The sequence below is a fragment of the Vibrio sp. RC2502 genome (assembly GCF_054850435.1).
The window spans coordinates 1671546-1694419 of the sequence record NZ_CM141453.1; the positions used below are offsets into that span (position 1 = coordinate 1671546).

General features: G+C 46.1%; 19 protein-coding genes. 7 read left to right on the forward strand and 12 right to left on the reverse strand.

Annotated elements, in window-relative coordinates; translation table 11 throughout:
- Nucleotides 1-119: 119 nt before the first annotated feature.
- From ACYJZR_RS07925 to ACYJZR_RS07940, 4 genes are all read left to right on the forward strand, one after another.
- Complete coding sequence (locus ACYJZR_RS07925) at nucleotides 120-1430, forward strand: TolC family outer membrane protein (RefSeq protein WP_005464216.1); 1311 nt, start codon at nucleotides 120-122, stop codon at nucleotides 1428-1430.
- A gap of 2 nt (nucleotides 1431-1432) precedes the next feature.
- Nucleotides 1433-2053, forward strand: a complete 621-nt coding sequence (locus tag ACYJZR_RS07930) for an OmpA family protein (RefSeq protein WP_005477817.1) — start codon at nucleotides 1433-1435, stop codon at nucleotides 2051-2053.
- A 150-nt stretch (nucleotides 2054-2203) separates the two neighbouring features.
- Nucleotides 2204-2557, forward strand: coding sequence for a DUF2750 domain-containing protein (locus tag ACYJZR_RS07935; RefSeq protein ID WP_005477755.1), 354 nt, complete (start codon nucleotides 2204-2206; stop codon nucleotides 2555-2557).
- Nucleotides 2558-2745: 188 nt separating this feature from the next.
- Entirely contained in the window at nucleotides 2746-4722 is a 1977-nt protein-coding gene (locus tag ACYJZR_RS07940) for a tetratricopeptide repeat-containing diguanylate cyclase (protein ID WP_017448989.1), read from the forward strand.
- Nucleotides 4723-4730: 8 nt separating this feature from the next.
- Here ACYJZR_RS07940 and queC read toward each other — a convergent pair whose 3' ends face one another.
- A complete protein-coding gene (queC, locus tag ACYJZR_RS07945) occupies nucleotides 4731-5429 on the reverse strand; it encodes a 7-cyano-7-deazaguanine synthase QueC (RefSeq protein WP_025571971.1) in 699 nt (232 codons plus the stop codon).
- Between the two features lie 14 nt (nucleotides 5430-5443).
- Complete coding sequence (queE, locus tag ACYJZR_RS07950; RefSeq protein WP_021448572.1) at nucleotides 5444-6094, reverse strand: 7-carboxy-7-deazaguanine synthase QueE; 651 nt, start codon at nucleotides 6092-6094, stop codon at nucleotides 5444-5446.
- A 165-nt stretch (nucleotides 6095-6259) separates the two neighbouring features.
- On the opposite strand from queE, the gene ACYJZR_RS07955 reads away from it, so the two are divergent.
- Nucleotides 6260-7069, forward strand: coding sequence for a Cof-type HAD-IIB family hydrolase (locus ACYJZR_RS07955; RefSeq protein WP_021448573.1), 810 nt, complete (start codon nucleotides 6260-6262; stop codon nucleotides 7067-7069).
- A 96-nt stretch (nucleotides 7070-7165) separates the two neighbouring features.
- Here ACYJZR_RS07955 and ACYJZR_RS07960 read toward each other — a convergent pair whose 3' ends face one another.
- The 10 genes from ACYJZR_RS07960 to ACYJZR_RS08005 form a co-directional block, all read right to left on the reverse strand.
- Nucleotides 7166-8629 carry a bifunctional NUDIX hydrolase/phosphatase PAP2 family protein gene (locus tag ACYJZR_RS07960; RefSeq protein WP_218744610.1) on the reverse strand — a complete coding sequence of 488 codons (1464 nt, stop codon included), beginning with the start codon at nucleotides 8627-8629 and terminating at the stop codon, nucleotides 7166-7168.
- A gap of 306 nt (nucleotides 8630-8935) precedes the next feature.
- Nucleotides 8936-10486, reverse strand: a complete 1551-nt coding sequence (locus ACYJZR_RS07965; RefSeq protein ID WP_140147581.1) for a trypsin-like serine protease — start codon at nucleotides 10484-10486, stop codon at nucleotides 8936-8938.
- A 200-nt stretch (nucleotides 10487-10686) separates the two neighbouring features.
- Nucleotides 10687-11169 carry a GNAT family N-acetyltransferase gene (locus ACYJZR_RS07970; protein WP_021486569.1) on the reverse strand — a complete coding sequence of 161 codons (483 nt, stop codon included), beginning with the start codon at nucleotides 11167-11169 and terminating at the stop codon, nucleotides 10687-10689.
- A gap of 195 nt (nucleotides 11170-11364) precedes the next feature.
- Entirely contained in the window at nucleotides 11365-13242 is a 1878-nt protein-coding gene (locus tag ACYJZR_RS07975; protein WP_021448576.1) for a propionyl-CoA synthetase, read from the reverse strand.
- Nucleotides 13243-13299: 57 nt separating this feature from the next.
- Complete coding sequence (gene prpF / locus ACYJZR_RS07980; protein WP_031781538.1) at nucleotides 13300-14496, reverse strand: 2-methylaconitate cis-trans isomerase PrpF; 1197 nt, start codon at nucleotides 14494-14496, stop codon at nucleotides 13300-13302.
- A gap of 8 nt (nucleotides 14497-14504) precedes the next feature.
- Nucleotides 14505-17096, reverse strand: a complete 2592-nt coding sequence (gene acnD, locus ACYJZR_RS07985; RefSeq protein WP_406965118.1) for a Fe/S-dependent 2-methylisocitrate dehydratase AcnD — start codon at nucleotides 17094-17096, stop codon at nucleotides 14505-14507.
- Between the two features lie 227 nt (nucleotides 17097-17323).
- Nucleotides 17324-18466 (reverse strand): bifunctional 2-methylcitrate synthase/citrate synthase, encoded by a 1143-nt coding sequence (prpC, locus tag ACYJZR_RS07990; RefSeq protein WP_005500536.1) that lies wholly within the window; start codon nucleotides 18464-18466, stop codon nucleotides 17324-17326.
- Nucleotides 18467-18596: 130 nt separating this feature from the next.
- Entirely contained in the window at nucleotides 18597-19493 is an 897-nt protein-coding gene (gene prpB, locus ACYJZR_RS07995) for a methylisocitrate lyase (protein WP_005464610.1), read from the reverse strand.
- 12 nt (nucleotides 19494-19505) lie between these two features.
- Nucleotides 19506-20219, reverse strand: a complete 714-nt coding sequence (locus ACYJZR_RS08000) for a GntR family transcriptional regulator (protein WP_005464619.1) — start codon at nucleotides 20217-20219, stop codon at nucleotides 19506-19508.
- A gap of 265 nt (nucleotides 20220-20484) precedes the next feature.
- A complete protein-coding gene (locus ACYJZR_RS08005) occupies nucleotides 20485-20883 on the reverse strand; it encodes a GFA family protein (RefSeq protein ID WP_005477765.1) in 399 nt (132 codons plus the stop codon).
- A gap of 267 nt (nucleotides 20884-21150) precedes the next feature.
- Here ACYJZR_RS08005 and ACYJZR_RS08010 point away from each other — a divergent pair, with 267 nt between their 5' ends.
- Both ACYJZR_RS08010 and ACYJZR_RS08015 read left to right on the forward strand, forming a co-directional pair.
- The gene (locus ACYJZR_RS08010) at nucleotides 21151-22122 is read left to right on the forward strand and encodes a tripartite tricarboxylate transporter substrate binding protein (protein ID WP_140147579.1); all 972 of its coding nucleotides are present in this window, start codon (nucleotides 21151-21153) and stop codon (nucleotides 22120-22122) included.
- Nucleotides 22123-22363: 241 nt separating this feature from the next.
- Nucleotides 22364-22858: a tripartite tricarboxylate transporter TctB family protein gene (locus tag ACYJZR_RS08015; protein WP_015296786.1), complete on the forward strand. Its 495-nt coding sequence runs from the start codon at nucleotides 22364-22366 to the stop codon at nucleotides 22856-22858.
- Nucleotides 22859-22874: the final 16 nt, after the last annotated feature.

The window sequence follows — 22874 nt, forward strand, 5'->3', positions numbered from 1 at the left end:
ATTGGTTACATCGTCGATTATTAGTGGTATTGTGCGCTAAATTATTGACGCCCTTATAGGTATTCCACTTATAAGCCCTCTCGCCTCGAGAAATTACATAACCATCTAGGAGAATCACAGTGAAGTGGACTCGTGCCAACGCCTTTTGTATTGGTGTATTCGCCGCTAGTCATGCTTTTGGGCAAACACTAGAGCAAGCCGTAGAAAATACGCTAAAAACAAATCCCGATATTAAAAGCGCGTTCAATGAATTCGTTAGCAAGCAGTATGTGAATGAAGCATCTGGCGGTGCTTACCTCCCTTCCGTCGATCTTGACGCAGGTATCGGTTACGAAGGTATAAATCCTGCAGAATCAGGACGAGACTCAACCGATCTGACTCGTAAAGAAGCCACTATCACTTTAACGCAATTGATTTGGGATGGCTCTGCCACTCTTAATGATATGGACCGTACTGCTGCAGATGCAGAATCTGTGCGATACCAACTACTTGCGGATGCGCAAGACACTGCGTTGGAAGTGACTAAGGTGTACTTAGATTCTGTTAAAGCGTATGAAATTCTTTCTCTTTCAGAGAACAACCTGAAAGTTCATAAGAAAATTTATGAAGACATTAAAAAACGTGTCAACTCAGGTATCGGCTCGACCGCAGACCTGACTCAAGTTGAGGCGCGTTTAGCAAAAGCGCACGGTAACTTAGTTGCGGCTCAAAATAACCTGTTTGATAGCCAAACGATGTTTACGCGTCTTGTCGGACAATCGCCACAAGGATTGATCTTCCCACGCGCGGATCAAAACTTCATCCCATACACAATCGATGAAGCGATTGACTTGGCATTTGAATCTCACCCTGTCATCAAAATCTCGGTTGCAGATGTGGATTCAGCTAAGTTCCAGTACAAACAATCGAAAGGAACTTACTACCCGACCATTTCTGTAGAAGCAGCACAAACATGGCGCAACGATGCCGGCGGTATTGAAGGCAGCAGCGATGAAACGACAGCAATGCTTCGAATGCGTTACAACTTGTTCAACGGCGGTAGTGACGTTGCGAACGCAGAAAGCTTTGCATATCAGTTAAACAAAGCGAAAGATCTACGAGAGCGCGCATACCGAAATGTCGAAGAAGGACTTCGCTTATCTTGGAGTGCATTAGATTTAACTCTGCAACAAAAAGAGTTTTTAGCTGACCACGTAGACTCAGCTTCTGAAACGGTCATTGCTTACGAAAAGCAATATCGCATTGGTAAGCGTACTCTACTTGACCTTTTAAACACTGAAAACGAACTGTTCGAAGCAAGAAAGAACTATTTAGACGCTAAATACGCGGAACAATACGCGAAGTACCGAGTGATGAATGCTACGGGTCAACTGTTGAATGCCTTGCGTGTTGATGTACCAACAGAATGGAACCAGAAGGTGGAGTACTAATCATGAAACCGATGAAACTGCTATTGGCATTAAGCGTTATCGCCGTTACGCAACAAGCAATCGCTGAAGATGAGTACGATTACCGTGCATTCCCTACCGCAGAACAAATTGCTGACTTACAAGACGAAGATAACGACGGTGTTATTAACGCTCGCGACCTATGTCCGGGGACGCCAGCTGGCTCTGAAGTTGACAATGATGGCTGTGGCGAATACATCAAAGCATCTGAGAAAATGCAGGTTCGTGTGCTATTTGCCAACGATTCTGATGAGATCAATCCGGTATTTCGTCGTCAAATTCGTGAGTTGTCTGACTTCTTGAAGGATTACCCAACGACCTCGATTGAACTACAAGGTTACGCGAGTAAAACAGGTGGTTCAAAACACAATCAAGATCTCTCTGAACGACGAGCGAAAAACGTGCGTGACGCGCTATTAAGTTACGGTATTGAACCAAATCGTGTTCGCATCATTGGTTTTGGTGACACACATCTAGCAGAGCAAGGCACCGATCAGGTAAGTCACGCACTTAACCGCCGAGTGACCGCATCTGTTGTTGGTTACAAAGGTAAAGTTAAAAAAGAGTGGACGATCTTTACGACGCTTCCTGAAGCAGAAAGCTAATCTAAATTTTTACACTCTCACATCGCACTCAGATTTGACAAAAGGAGCTTCGGCTCCTTTTCTTTTCATAGTGGCTTGAAGCCGTATTATGCTTTAGGAATCGGCGCTTTAGTGGTAATCTAGCTGCGTCATAACAATGAGAGTTTTGAAATGAGCAAACTTACATCAGATATCCAAGCAAACCTTGATCTTTTCGTAGCAGAAACGAAAGAAAACCAACTCGTTTGGGGTCTACGCAATGAAGAAGGTTGGTTGTCTTGCGATTCAACTGAGTTCGAAAATAGCGAAGTAATGCCTTTCTGGTCTTCAAAAGAAGATGCTGAAGCGCATAACGTTGAAGAGTGGGCAGATTTTACTGTTCTTGAAATTCCACTAGATATCTTTGTAGAAGATTGGCTTCTGACTCTTGCTGAAGACGGCGTTCTTGTTGGTACAAACTGGAATGATCAGCTAGAAGGCAAAGAAATGGAGCCTCAAGATCTAGCGAAGCTATACGTAGACTAATCGCGTTGACCTCGGCACTTGTGCCGGGGTTTCTATTCCCTCCCCTAATTCTCAACACAAATATCGACCCACTTCATAGTTTTTCCATTCAGTATTGTTTATTCACTTCACGTGGTCACATCGCCTATAAGATAATGGGTATAACATACTGAAAAGATTATATAAGAAAAACACAAGGCTACTTCCTTATGCGCGCGCTGTCTCCTTTGCTTGCGTCACTGCTTTTTTGCAGTCAAATATACGCAAGTGACTCTACCGAGATTGAACACACCCAAAACTTTACGCAATGGCACGCTGTCTATCAAACAACGTTACACAACGATGCGGCTTCTGCTCTTAGCATGCTTCAAGACCGTTATCATACTTCCGTATCTGACAGCGAAAGACTTTACGTCAGTGGGTTGATTTATGAGTACATGGCCAACATTAAGCAGCCTTATTACGGAAGTAGCCAAATCTTAAACAATGATTTCGCGAAGTTAGAGTCTGAGTACATTCTCGCTTTAAACGAACGTAAACATGGCAGTTATGACGCTTCTGTTGCCAGTTTCAGCTCGTTAAGGCAAAAGATGAAACAAAATGGTGACGTGGAAGGCAAAGCGTTGATGAATTACCAGCTTTGCTACACGCTAAACCAGCAAGGCCGTTACCACAAGGCAAACTTCTTTTGCTCATCTCTCGAAAGCCATTTAGACGATAAGCACGCAGAAGTCTTTCCTGCAGACTTGGCGTTGCGAGTAGTCGCGAACAACTACAATTATCGCGGCGACTACGAAAAGGCTCTGAGCCTGTACCGCCGTCTGCTTGCCAATATGTCTTATCAAAGCGACCCATCTGGTATTTATAACGATGTCGGCAATTTACTCGCCGAATTAGGACAGTTTGAGCAATCGGAGCAATACCTCATCCAATCCTTGCTTGCGCGCCAACTTGAAGAGGCCCCACTCAAAGTGGCGCAAGTCGAACACAGCCTAGCTCGGATGTATAACAAATCGAAAGATTTCGATAAGGCCATTAACCACTACCAGAATTCATTGAAAATCTTGGAAGAGCTCCACTATCCGTATGGACAAGGCTTGGCGTATTTGGGGCTTGCTTCCGCTATTGCTGAAATTGGCAACCTTGAACAAGCCGTCAAATACATTAACAAAGCGCTCGGTTTGGGCGAGCGATACGAAAACAACCATTTACAAACCGAGGGGCATTTAGCCGCTGGTTTTGCTTATCTGAAAAATGACGCGCCAGAAAAGGCGATCGAGCACGGTAAAGAAGCGTTCACACTAGCAATGGAAAACTCAAGGCCATTGCTACAAGCGAGAGCACAACTGTTGCTGTCCAATGCTTACCAAGAACTTGGGGATTACAAAGCGGCGCTAAGTCACTATGAAGCGTATTCAACATTGGAACTAGATAACCGAGATACTAGCAACATCAAGGCAATGGAAGCTCTCGACCTCACCAAAAATGAGTACGAATACGAACTGCAACTGATCAAACTTGCGAACGAGCGGAATTTAAAGCAGAGCGAGTTTGAAAAGCTTACAGATCAAAAACGCGCGTACAATTTTGTGGTTGCCTGCTTAGTGCTTCTTTTGGTGTTGGCAATAATGGCTCAGCGACAAACTCGAAACAAAGCACGGATAGACAGTTTAACGTGCGCCTTAAACAGAACCGCGATCATTGAAACCATCAAAAGTCAAACCTCGAAAACTCATCAAGAGATGCGATATGTTCTGGCTTTAATTGACTTAGATAACTTTAAAGCCATCAATGATACCTACGGCCACCCTACAGGCGATTTGGTTTTGAAACACGTTTGTCAAAGCATCCGCGTAAAACTCAACAAAGGTGAATACATCGGGCGTTTAGGTGGAGAGGAGTTTGTTCTTTTACTCAAAAACGTTGATGAAATTGATGTACCTTTCCGAGTTCAAAGCTTGCATAAAACCATTTCGGAAAAGCAAATCAAAACGGAAAGAAATGAAGACCTTCGTGTAACGGCAAGCTTGGCCTATCTATCGACATCAATGCCACTCACCAACTTCGATGAGCTGTACTCGATATTAGACCAAGCTTTGTATCAGGCGAAGAGAAATGGCAAAAACGCGGTTGTTGATGCGTACAATGAGCCAATTAACCTGAGTTCAGAATTTGCAAATTCGTGAAGGTCTGTTTATAGACCTTCTGATTCCTGCTTTTGAACCAAAGATTTCATAACTGCATCTTTGTTATTCAAGTAATCATCGAGCCCGGCTTTGCGTAAATCACACGATGGGCAATCGCCACAACCATCACCGATGATGCCGTTGTAGCAAGTTAGCGTGTTTTCACGAACCAGTTGCAACGCGTCATATTGATCCGCTAACGCCCATGTTTCTGCCTTATTGAGCCACATCAGCGGTGTTTTGATCGTCAAAGCTCGATCCATACCTTTAACCAGCGCCGTGTTCATTGATTTCACAAAATCATCTCGGCAATCTGGGTAGCCACTAAAGTCCGTTTCACACACGCCAGTAATCACCGTATCGGCACCGATTTGGTAAGCGTAAATGCCAGCAAGAGTTAAGAACAAAATATTACGGCCAGGCACAAACGAGTTCGGCAAGCCATTCTCTTGTAATTCGTGAGAAACAGGAATGTCATCACGCGTCAGAGAGCTGATAGCAAGTTCATTCAGTAAACCAACATCCATCACTTTATGCGCTTTTACACCAAGATCTTTGGCGATCTTTTGTGCAACTTCGATCTCCAGTTTATGACGTTGGCCATAATCAAAAGTGATTGCATGCACTTCATCAAACTCTTTAAGGGCTTGTACGAGACAGGTTGTCGAGTCTTGTCCGCCACTGAAAACAACAACAGCTTTTTTCATTTTACTCTCCGAGCTTAAGCAATACTTAGGTATTTATGAGTTTGAATAGATAGACGCCAATTGCGCGCGATGCACGTTTCGATACACAACTGAGTTGCGCGAGGCTTCTGGCTGATTGGTTGTAAAGCGATCACCGTTTCTGTCTTTATATCAGCGTTTGCAAGTAGTTCATCAAGATGATCGATGTCTTTTTGCGTACCGACTGGGTGCTTGATTTCATTAGCACGCTCCAAAGCACTTTTCAGTACGGGCAATTTACCTTTCATCGCCACTTTTGGTGACACTGTCACCCACGTTTTTTCAGACGTGACGACTTCTGATGTCCCACTGGTTTCAATCTGGCACTGACAGCCCATATCTTCAAACGCTTTGCTCAACGGACGCAAATCGTAAATGCACGGTTCACCACCAGTGATAACAATATGCTTCGCATTGAAGCCTTGCTGTTTGTATTGTTCTACGATGTCTTCAGCCGATGCCGTGCACCAAGTCGGAGAATCTTCCGTCTTCACCAAAATATCACCGATAGGACGCAGATCCTTTTCTTCGGCATCCCACGTTTGTTTTGTATCACACCAACTGCACCCCACTGGGCACTCTTGCAAGCGAACGAAAACGGCAGGAACACCAGTAAAGATCCCTTCCCCTTGGATGGTTTCAAACATCTCATTTAGCTTATACAACGCAGAACTCACTTAACTCATAAAACTTCGAGGCGAAGACCTTAATGGAGAGGCGTGTCTAGGTCAATTCAAACCAAAAATTAATTGTTAAAATAGCCCATTTTGTAGTTTCATACTCAGGTTCCCATTATTTTAAGGTAAGTAAAGATGTACAAACTGATCGCCCTAGACATGGACGGCACGTTATTAAACAGCGACAAAGCGATTTCAGAAGAAAACAAACACGCTATCGCGAAAGCTCGTGAAGCTGGCGTTACTGTCGTTTTGGCTTCTGGCCGCCCACTTGAAGGCATGCAGGCAAAATTGGATGAGCTGAATATTCATTCCGATAAAGATTTTGTCCTTTTCTACAATGGTTCTATGGTTAAAAATGTAGGTACAAACGAAATTATCCACCAGCAAATCATTGATGGTAAGGCAGCTAAATTAGTCGCTCGTAAAGCGAAAGAACTAGGCGCTTATGTGCACGCATTTAGCCAAGTGCACGGCCTGATCACGAATGAGAACAACCCATACACTGACATCGAAGCCAACATTAATGGCTTAGATGTGACAGAGATGAATTTTGAATCGTTAGAAGATGATCATCCAATCATCAAAGCAATGATGGTTGCCGAGCCAAGTAAACTCACCGAGGTCATCGCTGCGCTTCCGTCTGAAATGCGTGAAGAGTTTACTGTTGTTCAAAGTGCCCCATTCTTCCTAGAGTTTCTTAACCCAGCGAGCAACAAAGGCATCGGAGTTGCGGCGATTGCTGAGTACTTAGGAATTCAACCAGAAGAAGTGATCTGTATGGGTGATGCTGAAAATGACCACCACATGCTAAAGTACGCAGGTCTTGGTATCGCAATGGCAAATGCGATGGAAGAAACCAAGAAAATCGCAGATTACATCACTGAAAGTAACGACGACCACGGCGTAGCGAAAGCAATTGAGAAATTTGTTCTTAACGCTTAGCTCTCGCTTTATAAAAGTAGCTTTACAGAATTAAGCACCTAAAACACAAAAAGCCTCGCGAATTGCGAGGCTTTTTACTTGATACCGAAGTACTTATTATTCTGACAGTTTGAGCTCTTCTTGGTACTGATTTTGATGAGTCAATCTTCTTGCCATAAAAATGAACAACAGCATCAATACCGGATAGTGGAACGTCATAAACACCAATGACCAAAAACCGCTGGAAGAGACGCTCGTCGCAGCACACAAATACACCTGCTGAGTCAATATCAACGCCAAAGTGACAAAAATCATCTGCTTACTGTTTAATCTCACCTGAGACTCCTTAAACGTAAGCACGAGTGCAGAAGCCGTGATCAACATCGCTAACCAGTTGCCAAACACAGGTAACGGCCAAATCACCGAAATAACGGCTGTCACAGCAGTCAACGTAAACCACACTCCTTTTGAGCTGAGGAGTTGATCAACATTGACCTCTGGATTCGTTTCCAAACGTAATACGTGCCAAGCAACCAAGATGCCCAACAAGGCGCCCAATAACATATCAAGAATAAACGCAGAACCTAGGAAGAACTTGCACAGCATGACTATTAGCGTAATAGCGGCCATCAACACCGTGGTACTGTTAAATCCAAAGCTGTGCGTTCTTTGGAACAAAAATGTCAACACACAGAACCAAACCGCAATAGGCAAGCTTGGAAAACTAAAGCCGTAACTGTTTGGAAGTTCCGCCATAGGCACGTACACATGCGGCCTTGGTAGAGAAAATCCCTGCTGTGCCACCAAAACCATTAAAGATGTCGCGGTAATGGCGAAGAACAGTCGGTACACAAAGCGACTATCAAAGCGCATCATGACGAACGGGAATAAAAACAGCAAAATAGTCGGCGTCGTCAGCTCCATCACTACGCTTGCAAAGTCGTACGCGGCTTTGTAACTGTTGTCTGAAAGCTCACCAATCCAACCTTGTAGTTCCATCACCCAAGAGAGCTCGACCTGACGGAATGTAGGTGCAGACTCAATTAGCTGTGTAACGTAAGAAACCGGCTGGTTTGTTGCATTAGCAAAAAGGTTAACAACTTCTGGCCATTGAGCCGGATAGCGATATTGAGATGCCGTAAGTTCACTTGGGTTAAGCAGCATGGCAGAAGCCACTTCCACACCGTAATGAGGCGCAAACCAAGAAGGCAGCTCGTTTCCACCCAATGAGTTATTCATAGAAAAAGCGATAACTTCAGAATCAGATACGCAGTCGAACAAGATCGCAGTTGAGGTTCTACCCAACTCATTACCGACAGTTACTGCAAGCCCCGTTTCTTCCCACGTTTCTCGTTGCGCGGCAATTTCTGGAGATTCACCTTCAATAATAGTACCTCCCGGCAAGGAGATTTTGTTAGTGAGAATTTCATGAACCAGTACAAGCTTATCGTCGGCTCGAACAACACAGAGCGCGCCTTTAATTCCATTCAATGACGCACCGGATACCGATTTTGCCATTGTCATTGAAGACGTAGAAAGCAAAGCAGAAAAGAGAGTGAGAAAAAACAACTGTCTCAGCACAAGATAAACCTTTAATGAAGAGAATAATGACCAATGCATGATGGCAGTATTACCAATATTTTTCGACATAAATTAAGTAACGAGTTATGCATATGATGCACAAGTCAAAAAAGTCATCGGAGAAAATTCTTAATGTAAATCTGACAAAAATCAGACAAAACGTGAAATATTGATCGCAATTCTGCCAGTTATATAAGCAAACTGTCAGGATAAAGTCATAGGTATTTTGTGGGTTCTCATATTTAAAACAACAAAAAGGGGCTTATTATTCGAAAACAATAAACCCCATTTATGATTAGTATGACTTTATAGCTTTATCCACGCATGAGTCCATGCAGAACCTACGCCCGGCTCATAAGCGCTTGGCGTCGAACCACACCAAAGACTATTTGGCCATGGTAAACATTGATAAGACGAGCCCTGATTAGTCACAACATCGCCAGCGAGGTATTGAGATCCTGCTTGATAGATATTATCTGAAGGAACAGACACAACTGGCGGCTCAGTCGGCGGGATGACCTGATCTTGATGTGACGTACAGTTTGCATCGCTCACTGCTTGCCAAACGCCCCAGGAACCCGATTCTGCTGGGTTATCGCCTTGAGTCCACCATTGCGCTTGCCACACTTTTCCATTCCACGTGACCGTATCGCCTTTATTGTAAACAGATGAGGCTTGCCATTCGTTTGCACAACTTCCTGTTGGTGGCGACGTTACCGATTTGGCTGTTGCAGACACAACCGCTTGATATAAAGTACTGGTTTTATCAACACCGAAGTTCAACGTCACTCTAGCTTCACCCGCTTGTGATGCGCCAAACTCCACATCCACACGACAGCTCGTATTTGCAGCTAACGTTGTTTGAGAACATTGATCGTTGGCAATCAGTGCTGCATCAGTCACTCCTGAGCCGCCAATGCGTACATTTTCGACAGTGAATGCAGTATTTCCCGAATTACTAATCACAAATCCATGCTGCTTGAGTTCGCCAACATTAAACGCTGGCAACGTTTGATTAGCAGTGTAACCAACAGAAACGTTATCTTTCGGAGGCGTTGAAGTGCCGATGACGCCATCCACAAAACTGCGCAACGCTGCAATATCACTGTACACGCCGTACATACCCGGACGTGCACACCCTATTCCCCAGCTAACCACGCCAAGTTGGGTAATCGCACCGCCGCGACTAATAACGATCGGGCCACCGCTGTCACCCTGACATGAATCTATCCCACCTTGCGGCACGCCTGCACAGAATGCCACTTCCCCAACGGTGGTGTAGTTTCCACCCGCCTGACGACAAGTGGCATCCGACACGAGTGGAACATCGACTTCTTGCAATCTTGTTGGCGAACTGCCGCCTTCTGACGTTCGACCTAAACCTGCAACTGTCAACCAATCTCCAATACTGGCGTACTGCGCCAAGCTGCCGTCAGCAATTTCAACGGCGGATACACCTTGAGGGACAGAATCTAGCTTTAGAACCGCAATATCATAAGAAAGCGTGGCGCGGCGATAAGACGGATGCATGTGGATTTCACTCACATTCGCTCTTACTCCATCGGTGCCGTTGTACACGACGCCACCAATTTTCACGGCGATTTGACTCGGTGAATCGCCCTCCACACAGTGAGCCGCCGTCAATACATAGCCATTGCCAATGTAACTGGCACCACAATAGGAACGATTGCTGTAGCGACTTACAATTTGTGTGTAGAACTTCCATTCAGTTGGATCGGCGGTAATGCCGCCCACGATTTTCGGTTGAATGATGTGGTTTTGCGTCTGTGATAAATCATCAGCACTTGCAAACATTGGCAAGACTGCCAAAGCAAGTAACGATTTTGATAGTTTCAAAGTATTATCCTCTTGTTTTTTTTAAGCACGATCCTCGTGCTACTCATAAAACAAGCAGACAAATTCAATGTTACCAATGTAAGTTGAGTAGCAAATTCATAGCTTGCGAGCCACTTAAACGCAAAAGTCTATTGATGAACTGAATGATTTCAATTCCACATGGTTTCTGTCACTGAATTACCGTCAACAAGACGTATTAATTACGATGGATTTAAGGGCTTTCGCAAACAGTGAATATGATGCCCAAACCCTTGTTTTTCATACAATCCGAGAGCTTGGCGGTTAAAACTCCAAACCTCAACAAACATCTGGGTTGCGCCGTAATCGATAAAGGTAGCCTCTATCTTATCGAGCAAAGCTTGAGCCGTTCCTTGCTTTCGATATTCCGGCATCACATACAACTCATCCACACTACCCATCATCACAGGTTGGCTGACAACGGAAGTTAACTCACAAAAGTGACCAGAGACAAAACCGATAACTTCATCACCGACTTTCGCTACATATACCAAACACTCGGGATTATCGATGTAACGAGCAATGCTTTTCTCTTGCTCGATTTCTTCGGCAGTTTTAAACAATTCAGGGGATTGAACATGGTGCTCATCGTGCAAATCGAACATAAGATCGTTGAGCACTTCTAAATCATCAAAACTCGCAGCTTTGATTACAAATGCAGACATACTAAGGGTTACCAAAATTTGAGTCCGTATAGTGTGTTGCGAAAACACAGGCTTGGCAAGCCACAAAAGCGCCTACTCACGATTGTTTTCTGGAGCACCAACGCAAAAAAGCCCCTGTACAAATCGGCATACAGAGGCAGAACCAAACTACGGAGTTCGAGGATCAGGGTTTCATTTGAGTACGACGATAAATTGTTAGCGTCGTAATACTCGCTCTATTTCATTCAGGCTCGTTGGATCATCAATCGTCGATGGCACGGTGTATTGTTCACCATCAGCAATTTGGCGGATGGTTCGACGCAGAATTTTACCCGAGCGTGTTTTCGGTAAGCGATCTACAACCAGTGCGTGTTTGAAGCATGCAACCGCGCCAATCTCATTTCTCACCTTGCCCACAAGTTCGCCTTCTAGCGCTAACTCATCAACCTTCACGCCATCTTTCAGCACAACGAAACCAAGTGGTAGTTGCCCTTTCAGATCATCGTGAATGCCAACAACCGCACATTCTGCAATGGCTGGGTGACCACCAACAATTTCTTCCATTTCACCAGTAGACAGACGGTGGCCAGCCACGTTAATCACGTCATCGATTCGTCCCATGATGAACAAGTAACCATCTTCATCAAGGTAGCCGCCATCGCCAGAAACATAGTAACCCGGGAATTGGCTTAGGTAGCCCGTTTCAAAACGATCATGGTTTCGCCACACGGTTGGTAAGCAGCTTGGCGGTAACGGACGTTTTAGCGCAACGAAACCTTGTTGATTAGGTTTTACTGGTTCACCCAGCTCATCGAGGATTTCTACTTGATAACCCGGAATAGGCTTAGTTGAAGAACCCGCTTTTACTGGCATCATTTCAATGCCCGTTGGGTTCCCCGCAATCGCCCAACCTGTCTCTGTTTGCCACCAGTGATCGATAACTGGTTTGTCCGTTTTACTTTGTACCCATTCCAGCGTAGGAGGGTCTAAACGCTCACCAGCCATAAAGATGGTTTTCAGGTTTGACAGATCATACTGCTTTAAGAACTCGCCTTCTGGGTCTTCTTTCTTAATCGCACGGAAAGCGGTAGGCGCCGAGAATAAAGCATCCACTTTATACTCGTCACACACGCGCCAGAATGCTCCCGGATTCGGAGTTCTGACTGGCTTACCTTCAAATAGTATTGTGGTGCAACCGTGAATTAATGGCGCGTAAACAATATACGAGTGACCAACTACCCAGCCCACGTCGGATGCCGCCCAGAAAACACCACCTTTCGGGATGTTGTAGATTGCACTCATTGAGTACTTCAGTGCCACGGCATGACCACCGTTATCACGCACTACGCCTTTTGGTTTACCTGTCGTACCCGAGGTGTAAAGGATATACAGTGGGTCTGTTGCTAATACAGGAACACAAGCATGAGGCAGTGCTTTGCTGTACTCTTGCTGCCAATCCAGATCTCTCTCTTGGTTTAGCTCGGCTTCACATTCTGGACGCTGGAAAACAAACACTTTCTCTGGCTTCCAACGACTGTCCATGATCGCTTTGTCAACCAAAGGTTTATACGGAATGATTTTGCTGATTTCAATGCCACACGATGCCGTCATAATAACTTTAGGCTCTGCATCTTCAATACGTACCGCCAGCTCATTAGGCGCAAAACCACCAAACACAACTGAGTGAATCGCACCCAAACGTGCACAAGCAAGCATTGCCATTGCCGCTTCTGGGATCATCGGCATGTAAACAACAACTCGGTCGCCTTTTTCAACGCCTTGGGCAGAAAGCATACCGGCAATTTTCGCAACTTGATCGCGTAGCTCTCGGTAAGTGTAAGTCTTTTTATTTCCCGTTACTGGTGAGTCATAAATTAGCGCAGTATTATCACCACGTCCTTGTTCGCAATGGTAATCCAGTGCCAACCAAGACGTATTCATCACCCCATCTGGGAACCAACGTTCGATGCCGTTCTCATCAGATTTCAAGATGGTTTTAGGAGATTCAAACCAGTCGATATTCTCCGCTTGAGCGCGCCAAAAACTCTCCGGTTCGTTTTTCGCCCATAAATATTCTTTTTCGTATGAAGACATATTGCTTCCTCCAGTATGTCCTGACATTGCTCTCGTTCTATTCAAAGACCGTTCTTTTCACTCAAAGACATCAGAGGGTACACGCACAAATCCCTCCATTAGTATTCTCGCACTTCGGCTCATGATGGCTTTTTGTACCACCCAGCCTTGTTCGGTTTGCTTCGCTTGTGCTCCGACTTTTAGCGTCCCTGACGGATGACCAAAAGTCACTGACTCTTTTTCGCCGCCACCAGCTGCCAGATTGACTAACGTTCCCGGTACACACGCCGCCGAAGCAATCGCAACGGCTGCGGTTCCCATCATTGCGTGGTGAAGTTTGCCCATCGACAACGCGCGAACCAACACATCTATTTCCGACTCGTTTACCGCTTTACCGCTTGAGGACTGGTAACTTTTCGGTTTGGATACAAACGCAACCTTTGGTGTGTGCTGGCGTGTTTGAGCTTCTTCAAGTTCAGAAATCAGCCCCATTTTTAATGCGCCATGAGCACGGATGGATTCAAACATCGCTAACGCTGCGTCATCGTTGTTGATTTGATCTTGCAGCTCCGTGCCCTGATATCCAATAGACTCAGCATCAATAAAGATGGTTGGAATACCCGCGTTGATGAAGGTAGCGTTAAACGTCCCCACATCAGGCACCACCAAATCATCGACTAAGTTGCCAGTTGGGAACATGCTGCCTTCCCCATCTGCCGGGTCAACAAAGTCCACTTGAATCTCAGCGGCCGGGAACGTCACGCCATCAAGTTCAAATTCTCCGGTCTCTTGCACAAATCCGTTCACAATCGGCACATGAACCAAGATAGTTTTGCTGATGTTCACCTGCCAGACACGCACGGTCACAATTCCATTTTCTGGAAGTCGATCTTGCGGGATCAGGCCGGCATGGATAGCAAAAGGCCCAATTGCGGCAGACAAGTTACCGCAGTTCCCACTCCAATCGACGAATGGCTTATCAATCGATACTTGTCCGAACAAGTAGTCAACATCGTGATCGTCTCGACTACTACGAGAAACGATCACCGTTTTACTTGTACTTGACGTCGCGCCGCCCATTCCGTCGATTTGTTTAGCGTAAGGATCTGGGCTGCCGATAACACGCAACAACAGTTTGTCACGCGCTTCACCTGCCACTTGCGCCTCTTGCGGCAAATCATCAAGATTGAAAAAGACACCTTTACTTGTGCCGCCACGCATGTACGTCGCTGGCACTTTGATTTGGCTCATTTTGTTAGGAGTACTGTTTTCCATAATTACTCCTATTGCGCCAGGAAATCTTGAGCAAAGCGTTGTAAAACACCACCAGCGTTATACACGTGCACTTCGTCAGCGGTATCTAAGCGACAGGTAACCGGAACATCGACTTTCTCACCGTTGCTACGTGTAATAACCAAGGCTAAATCTGCACCCGGCTTAATTTCACCCACCACGTCATACAGTTCAGTACCATCCAGTTCTAATGTATTGCGATTAACACCCGGCTTAAATTGCAGTGGTAGCACGCCCATGCCAACCAAGTTAGTACGGTGAATTCGCTCAAAACCTTCTGCAACGATGGCTTCTACACCAGCTAATCGAACGCCTTTTGCTGCCCAGTCGCGAGACGAGCCCTGACCATAATCTGCACCCGCGACAACAATCAGTGGCTGTTTGCGGTTCATGTAGGTTTCAATCGCTTCCCACATGCGTACAACCTGACCTTCTGGCTCGATTCGCGCCAGAGAACCCTGAACCACTTCGCCGTTCTCTTTCACCATTTCGTTAAATAGTTTCGGGTTAGCAAAGGTCGCACGTTGCGCCGTTAAGTGATCGCCACGGTGAGTCGCATAAGAGTTGAAGTCCTCTTCCGGTACGCCCATTTTGGCAAGGTATTCACCCGCCGCACTGCTCGCCATGATTGCGTTGGATGGTGATAAGTGGTCTGTTGTGATGTTGTCGCCCAGAACTGCTAACGGACGCATGCCAGACAGCGTTCTTTCTCCGGCCAACGCACCTTCCCAGTAAGGAGGACGGCGAATGTAGGTACTCATCGGACGCCAATCGTAAAGCGAGTTAGCACTTTTCTCGGCATCATCGAGCTTAAACATCTGAATATAAACTTGATTAAACTGCTCTGGCTTAACGTGTTTGCCTACAACAGCATCGATCTCTTCATCACTTGGCCACAAATCATTGAGGTAAATTTCTTTGCCGTTCTGGTCGGTGCCAAGCGCATCACGCTCGATGTCAAAACGAATCGTACCCGCTAGCGCATAAGCGACAACCAATGGTGGTGAAGCCAAGAAAGCTTGTTTCGCATAAGGATGGATTCGGCCATCGAAGTTGCGGTTACCAGATAGTACAGCTGTCGCGTACAGGTCGCGGTCAATGATCTCTTGTTGGATTTTCGGCTCCAACGCGCCACTCATACCGTTACAAGTGGTACATGCGTAACCGACAATACCAAACCCAAGCTTCTCTAACTCAGGTAATAAGCCCGCTTCTTCCAGGTACAAGCGTGCAACTTTAGAACCCGGAGCAAATGATGACTTCACCCAAGGTTTACGTACAAGGCCAAGTTCGTTGGCTTTCTTCGCGACAAGGCCAGCAGCAACAACGTTTCGTGGGTTACTGGTGTTCGTACAGGATGTGATAGCAGCGATGATCACCGCGCCATCTGGCAACTCGCCCTCTTTCTCTTCCCATGTACCAGAAATGCCACGTTGTGCCAGCTCAGAAGTAGGCAAACGGCGGTGCGGGTTTGAAGGACCAGCCATGTTACGGCTTACGGATGACAAATCGAACTCAAGTACGCGCTCGTAAACCGCTGTATCAAGATCGTCTGCCCAAAGGCCGGTTTGTTTTGCGTATTTCTCAACTAAGTCGACTTGTTGTTCGTCACGACCGGTTAGTTTCAGGTAGTTGATGGTCTGCTCATCGATGTAGAACATACCCGCTGTTGCACCGTATTCTGGTGTCATATTGGAGATGGTTGCACGGTCACCAATTGTTAGGTCACGAGCGCCCTCACCAAAGAATTCAAGATATGAAGAAACAACACGCTCATTACGTAAGAACTCGGTAATCGCCAGAACAATATCCGTTGCGGTAATACCCGGCTGACGTTTACCAGTCAGTTTCACACCCACGATGTCTGGCAAACGCATCATTGACGGGCGGCCAAGCATCACGGTTTCAGCTTCCAGACCACCAACGCCAATTGCTATAACGCCAAGTGCATCGACATGAGGCGTATGACTATCGGTACCAACGCAAGTATCTGGGTAAGCAATACCCTGCTTCGCCTGTACAACCGGAGACATTTTCTCCAGGTTGATTTGGTGCATGATGCCGTTACCCGCAGGAATCACGCTGACGTTTTCAAAAGCCGTTTTACACCACTCTATAAAGTGGAATCGGTCTTCGTTGCGGCGCTCTTCAATCGCACGGTTTTTCTCGAATGCTTCTGGATCAAAACCTGCGTGTTCTACCGCAAGCGAGTGGTCAACGATAAGCTGGGTTTCAACCACTGGATTCACTTTAGACGGGTCACCGCCCTGATCGGCAATCGCATCACGTAAACCGGCTAAGTCAACAAGCGCTGTCTGACCTAGAATGTCATGACAAACAACACGTGCTGGATACCATGGAAAATCAAGATCACGTTTGCGTTCGATGAGCTGCTTCAGGCTGTCTGTTAATACGCTTGGATCGCAGCGGCGTACGAGCTGTTCGGCAAGAACGCGAGAGGTGTAAGGGAGCGTTTCATAGGCTCCAGGAGAGATAGAGTTTACGGCTTCGCGGGCATCAAAGTAATCAAGTTGAGTCCCCGGAAGCGACTTACGGAATTGGGTATTAATATTTGTGCTCATGGTTTGCTTCCATTCAATCTGTACATCTTGGCCTTCTCCCCATCACTCTAGAAACGCTACTCTAGCAAAGCAGTTTGGAGAACTTGATTGGAGAACTTTTTGAGATGTAGTCGCTCTAGTAATGTTTGTGACGAGAAGTCCTCCTTCTTCTGCCAAGAGAGAGTGAAAACAGAAGAAGGAGGAGATAAACCAATCAAAGCATGTAATGACTTTGACTGGCTTTCGCGCTAGCGATTCTCAATAGGCACCCACTCTTGATGATCTGGACCTGTGTAATCTGCGCTTGGGCGAATAATGCGGTTGTTCGCGCGTTGCTCGTACACGTGTGCAGCCCAACCAGTTAAACGGCTCATCACGAAAATCGGTGTGAACAGCTTGGTCGGAATGTCCATAAAGTGGTACGCCGATGCATGGAAGAAGTCCGCATTACAGAACAAGCCTTTCTCACGCTTCATCACCGATTCAACACGCTCAGATACTGCGTATAAATGCGTGTCACCCACATGCTTCGACAATTCCTCAGACCAACGTTTGATCAGTGCGTTGCGAGGGTCGCTTTCTCGATAAATCGCATGACCAAAGCCCATGATCTTGTCTTTATTCGCCAGCATTTGCATGATGTTAGCTTCGGCTTCATCCGGCGTCTGCCAGTCTTCAATCATCTCCATCGCTGCTTCGTTTGCACCGCCGTGAAGAGGGCCACGAAGCGTACCGATTGCAGCCGTGATACAAGAATGAATGTCTGACAATGTTGATGCACAAACGCGTGCTGCGAAGGTTGATGCGTTAAACTCATGCTCTGCGTAAAGAATTAATGAACAGTGCATCACTTGCTTGTGTAGCGCTGATGGCTCTTTATCTGTAAGTAATCGCAAGAAATAACCGCCGATGCAGTCTTCGGTTTGATCTTCTGTGTCGATACGAACGCCATCGTGACTAAAACGGTACCAGTAACAGATGATGGCTGGGAACAAGGCTAACATGCGCTCTGTTGCTTGCAGTTGCTCATCAAAGCTCATTTCCTGCTCTAAGTTACCCAATACAGAACAACCCGTACGCATTACGTCCATTGGGTGCGCGCTTGCTGGGATCAGTTCTAAAGCTTGCTTTAGCTCGGTCGGCAAACCGCGAAGGCTCAGTAGGTGTGTCTTGTACGCATCAAGTTCTTGTTGGTTCGGCAAGTGACCGCGTAACAGAAGATGTGCAACTTCTTCAAATTGAGCATTATTGGCAAGGTCAGTAATATCGTAACCGCGATAAGTCAGACCGGTCCCCGTTTTACCGACAGTACATAAAGCTGTGCTTCCAGCGCTTTGACCACGCAGGCCAGCGCCACCTAACTCTGCTTTCTTTGCTACAGTTTGAGGCATTGTTTGAACTCCTTTTCTGTCTGGCTTTGCCCTCTTTCGGAGCGTTTTTAGCCAGACGAATTTCACGTTATTGGATTAGATAAATTCCGATTATCTTTTCTTGGGCTTCCGTCTATCTTTTCTTTTCCCGCTATTTCCCTTCAGAGAATAGCTGGTCAAGTTTGTCTTCGTAGTCGTGGTAGTTCAGGTGTTGATACAACTCTTTGCGTGTTTGCATCGAATCAACCAGCGCTTCCTGATTACCCACTTCTAGTAAGTGTTTGTAAACCGTTTCAGCGGCCTTGTTCATGGCACGGAACGCACTTAATGGGTAAAGCACCATGTCCACTTTCGCTTTTGCTAATTCGTCACAGCCATACAGTGGCGTCGCGCCGAATTCAGTAATGTTGGCCAGAATAGGCACATGTTTTCCGGTTGCTTGCTCTAGCGCATTTGAGAACTGTAGGTATTGATCCAGCTTGTTCATCGCTTCTGGGAAGATCATGTCCGCGCCAGCTTCCACACACGCAATGGCACGTTCAATCGCGCTGTCCATACCTTCAACCGCTAGTGCATCAGTACGAGCCATAATCACGAAGCTTTCATCATTACGCGCATCCACTGCCGCTTTCACGCGGTCAACCATCTCTTGCTGGCTGACAATCGCTTTATTTGGGCGGTGGCCACAACGTTTTTGTGCAACTTGGTCTTCCATGTGCACCGCTGCCGCACCCGCCTTTTCCATTTGCTTAATGGTGCGAGCGATGTTGAATGCGCCGCCAAAACCGGTGTCGATGTCAACCAAGAGCGGCAAATCACACGCGTTGGTGATGCGGTCAACGTCAACCAGTACGTCGTTCAATGTTGTAATGCCTAGATCAGGCAATCCGTATGAAGCGTTAGCAATACCGCCACCAGACAAGTAAATCGCTTGATGCCCCAAGTTCTTCGCCATCATGGCGCAGTACGGGTTAATGGTGCCGACAATTTGCAGCGGATTATTTTGTTCTACGGCGAGTCTGAACTTCGCCCCCGGTGTTAAGCTCATGACGAATTCCTTCTAGTCTTTGTCTAAACTTTCTGTATGTATAATTTGCGATTGGATGAGCTTTCGACTTCCTGAGATGTGTCGTCTCATCAACATTTCTGCAAGTTCTTCATCGCGATTGCGAATGGCTTCCAGAATGAATTTATGTTCAGTCAGCGCTTCATTTGGACGAGATTGCGCGCGCGGTGACTGATAGCGGTACATGCGCAGCAAGTGGTAAAGCTCGTCGCACAACAGAGAAATCAGCTTGCTGTTTCGGCTTGCTTGGATGATGCGATAGTGAAAATCAAAATCGCCATGCTGATGGAAGTAAGAGGCGCCTTCCACTTGGTCGATGTGCTTTGAATGTGTCGACAACAGCATTTCCAAGCTTAATAACTCTTCTTGCGTAATGTGTCGTGCTGCAAGTCGTGCTGCCATGCCTTCCAGAGCTTCGCGCACCGAATACAGTTCAATCAGCTTGGCTGGAGAGAAGGTCGTGACTCTTGCACCAACATGAGGAATACGCTCAATCAATCCAAGCCCTTCCAAACGCATTAGTGCTTCGCGTAGCGGGCCACGGCTGACTTGGTATTTCCTTGCTAGCTCAGGCTCCGAGATTTTGCTACCCGGTTCCACATCACCATTTACGATCACTTCGATCAGTGTTTCTGTCAGCGTTTCGGACTTGGTGTGTTCTTTCTCAGAACCCAGTACTTTGTAACGAGCTTTCAACTCAGAGTTCATATTCAGGCACTCACTTAATCGACATCAAAGTGTCTACAATTTCTTAACCTGAATTTAAAATAGACGATCAAAGTGTCGACAATCAAGTAAATTGTCGACAATTTAGACTAAGGTCGTAGTTTGAAATGGACGAATTTGGGAAGATTTAATGATTTACAGAGGTTTTTTGTAATGGAAAGAAACAATTGTCGACAACTATAAACACTCTAATTTATTGATAATTAAAGAAAGACGTATAATTGCCGAGCAAAAAAATCGAGAACCGCTACTCTTTTGGCACAAATTGGTCGTAGACTTCCTGAGCTGTCATCTTTTTAGAATGAGGATTGAGCTCGTAGTAACCCGGCTTTTCATCAGTAAAGATTTCTAGCGTCAACTTAAAATCAGGATTATCGAATAAGCCAGCAGAAAGGATGTATTCGTTGGTTGGCAAGAGATGGTAAAACAAGTTCGTCCCACACTCGCCGCAAAAACCTCGTACTGCCCAATCTGAAGACTGATAACGTTTTGGCTCTGCACCTTTAAATGTGACTTCTGGGCCACAATGCACGGCATGAAGTGCCCCACTCGACCATTTTCGACACATTGAGCAGTGACACAGACTCACTTCATTCTTGGGTTCTGCGATAACTTCGATTGCACCGCACAAACATGTTCCTTTCATTCCTCTTTCCTTATTCATTTGTTGTCGCCCTATTATGGCCTACCGATAAGCAAATCCGCGTGACCTATCCCCTGTTTCTCGTCGTGAACTTTATGAACAAAATAGCCGCAATGCTCAATATTCTCTTTATCTCCGTTTTAAAGACAGACATTTAACAGTTAATTAACCTTTACACAAAGTTCAGCCTTAACGCTTACACGGCATTAAGACGGAGCAAAATAATAAGGCTCATCAAAAAATAGAGTCGCCAACATAAGGAACGTGAACATGTTAAAGGTAATCAAACCAACGCTCGCCGCTTCAATCATCGCAGCTTCATTCTCATTCAACGCTTTTGCTGCGGATATTGAAAAAATGCACTTTTTGATCCCAGGTGGCGCTGGCGGCGGTTGGGATATGACCGCCCGTGGTACGGGTGATGTGTTAGTAAAATCAGACATCGTAGAAAACGTGTCGTTTCAAAACCTATCAGGTGGCGGCGGTGGTAAAGCCATCGCTCACTTAATTGAAACGGCAGATCGCCAAGAAGACACACTCATGGTGAACTCAACACCAATCGTTGTGCGTTCTCTTAGCGGTATTTTTCCTCAATCCTTCCGTGACCTAACGCCTGTTGCTGCAACTGTTGCCGACTACGGCGCGATTGTTGCTTCTGCAGACTCGCCATACAACACATGGGAAGATGCAGTAAAAGCGTTTGAAGCCGATCCTCGCAAAGTGAAGATTGCTGGTGGCTCAGCGCGCGGCTCTATGGATCACCTTGTCATTGCGGCGGCATTTAAAGGCGAAGGCTTTGATGCGCGTAAAGTCCGTTACATTGGCTATGATGCGGGCGGTAAAGCGATGGCAGCCCTGCTTTCTGGCGAAACTCAATTACTTTCAACAGGTTTAGGTGAAGTACTGGAAATGTCCAAATCTGGCCAAGTGAAAGTACTTGCTATCACTGCGCCAAAACGCCTAGAAGCCGCGCCGAACATTCCAACTTTAACGGAATACGGCAACGAAACGGTATTTGCGAACTGGCGTGGATTCTTTGCTGCACCGGGCGTTAGCCAAAAGAAAATCGACGAATGGAATGCCGCATTCACTAAGATGTACAGCACTGACGAGTGGCAAGTCGTTCGTGACCGCAACGGTTGGATAGACAACTACAAAGCGGACAAAGCATTCTTCGCGTTCCTTGAAGATCAAGAGAAGCAAATGGGTGACCTGATGCGTGAGCTAGGCTTCCTGAAATAACCGTTATTCCGGGGCTCCCTCCGATAGCAACTTAGCGTAAAACCTGAGTTGCTATTCGCCCCAACGGCATTTGCACTCTAAGTTTCACCGTATATGGACATTGTCGACACTCGGCATACACACTCCTTTGTTTATTGATTGTTAAGCATATCGACTAGCAGCGAAATGCTTACTTGTTAATGGATTACTTTGCACATTAACGTTCATATACGGTCTTTTTTATTCTTGTTAGGAGTTGAATATGTCTCGTTCAACCAACGTTTTTACCAAAGAATATCTACTCTGTCGCGACCGTGTTGGCGCCATGATTTTCCTGCTCTTCTGCCTTTGCTACGGTTATCAAACGTCTCAAATCGCACTGTTTCCGGGCGATGAGTATGAACCGTTTACTGCGCGCACCTTGCCAACCATTCTGACTTATATCGGCATCGGGCTTTCTCTCTTGCTTCTTGTGACTGGCCAACCAGACAAAAAGAGCGGCGCCGTTTTAACCTTCAACTGGAAGTTACTGATCTCGTTCTTAGTGCTGATGGCCCTTTACGGCTTGGGCCTAACCTACTTGGGCTTTGTACTCGCTACAGGTTTCTTTTTGCTTGCGGGTTTCTATCTGCTTGGAGAAAGACGCAAACCCGTTTTGTTTGGTGCCTCTTTCCCATTCGTTATCGCCTTTTATTTATTGCTCACTCAAGGTTTGGATATCTATCTCGAACCGGGTTTGATTTTCACCATCTGGTAGCCAAAGAAAGGACTGA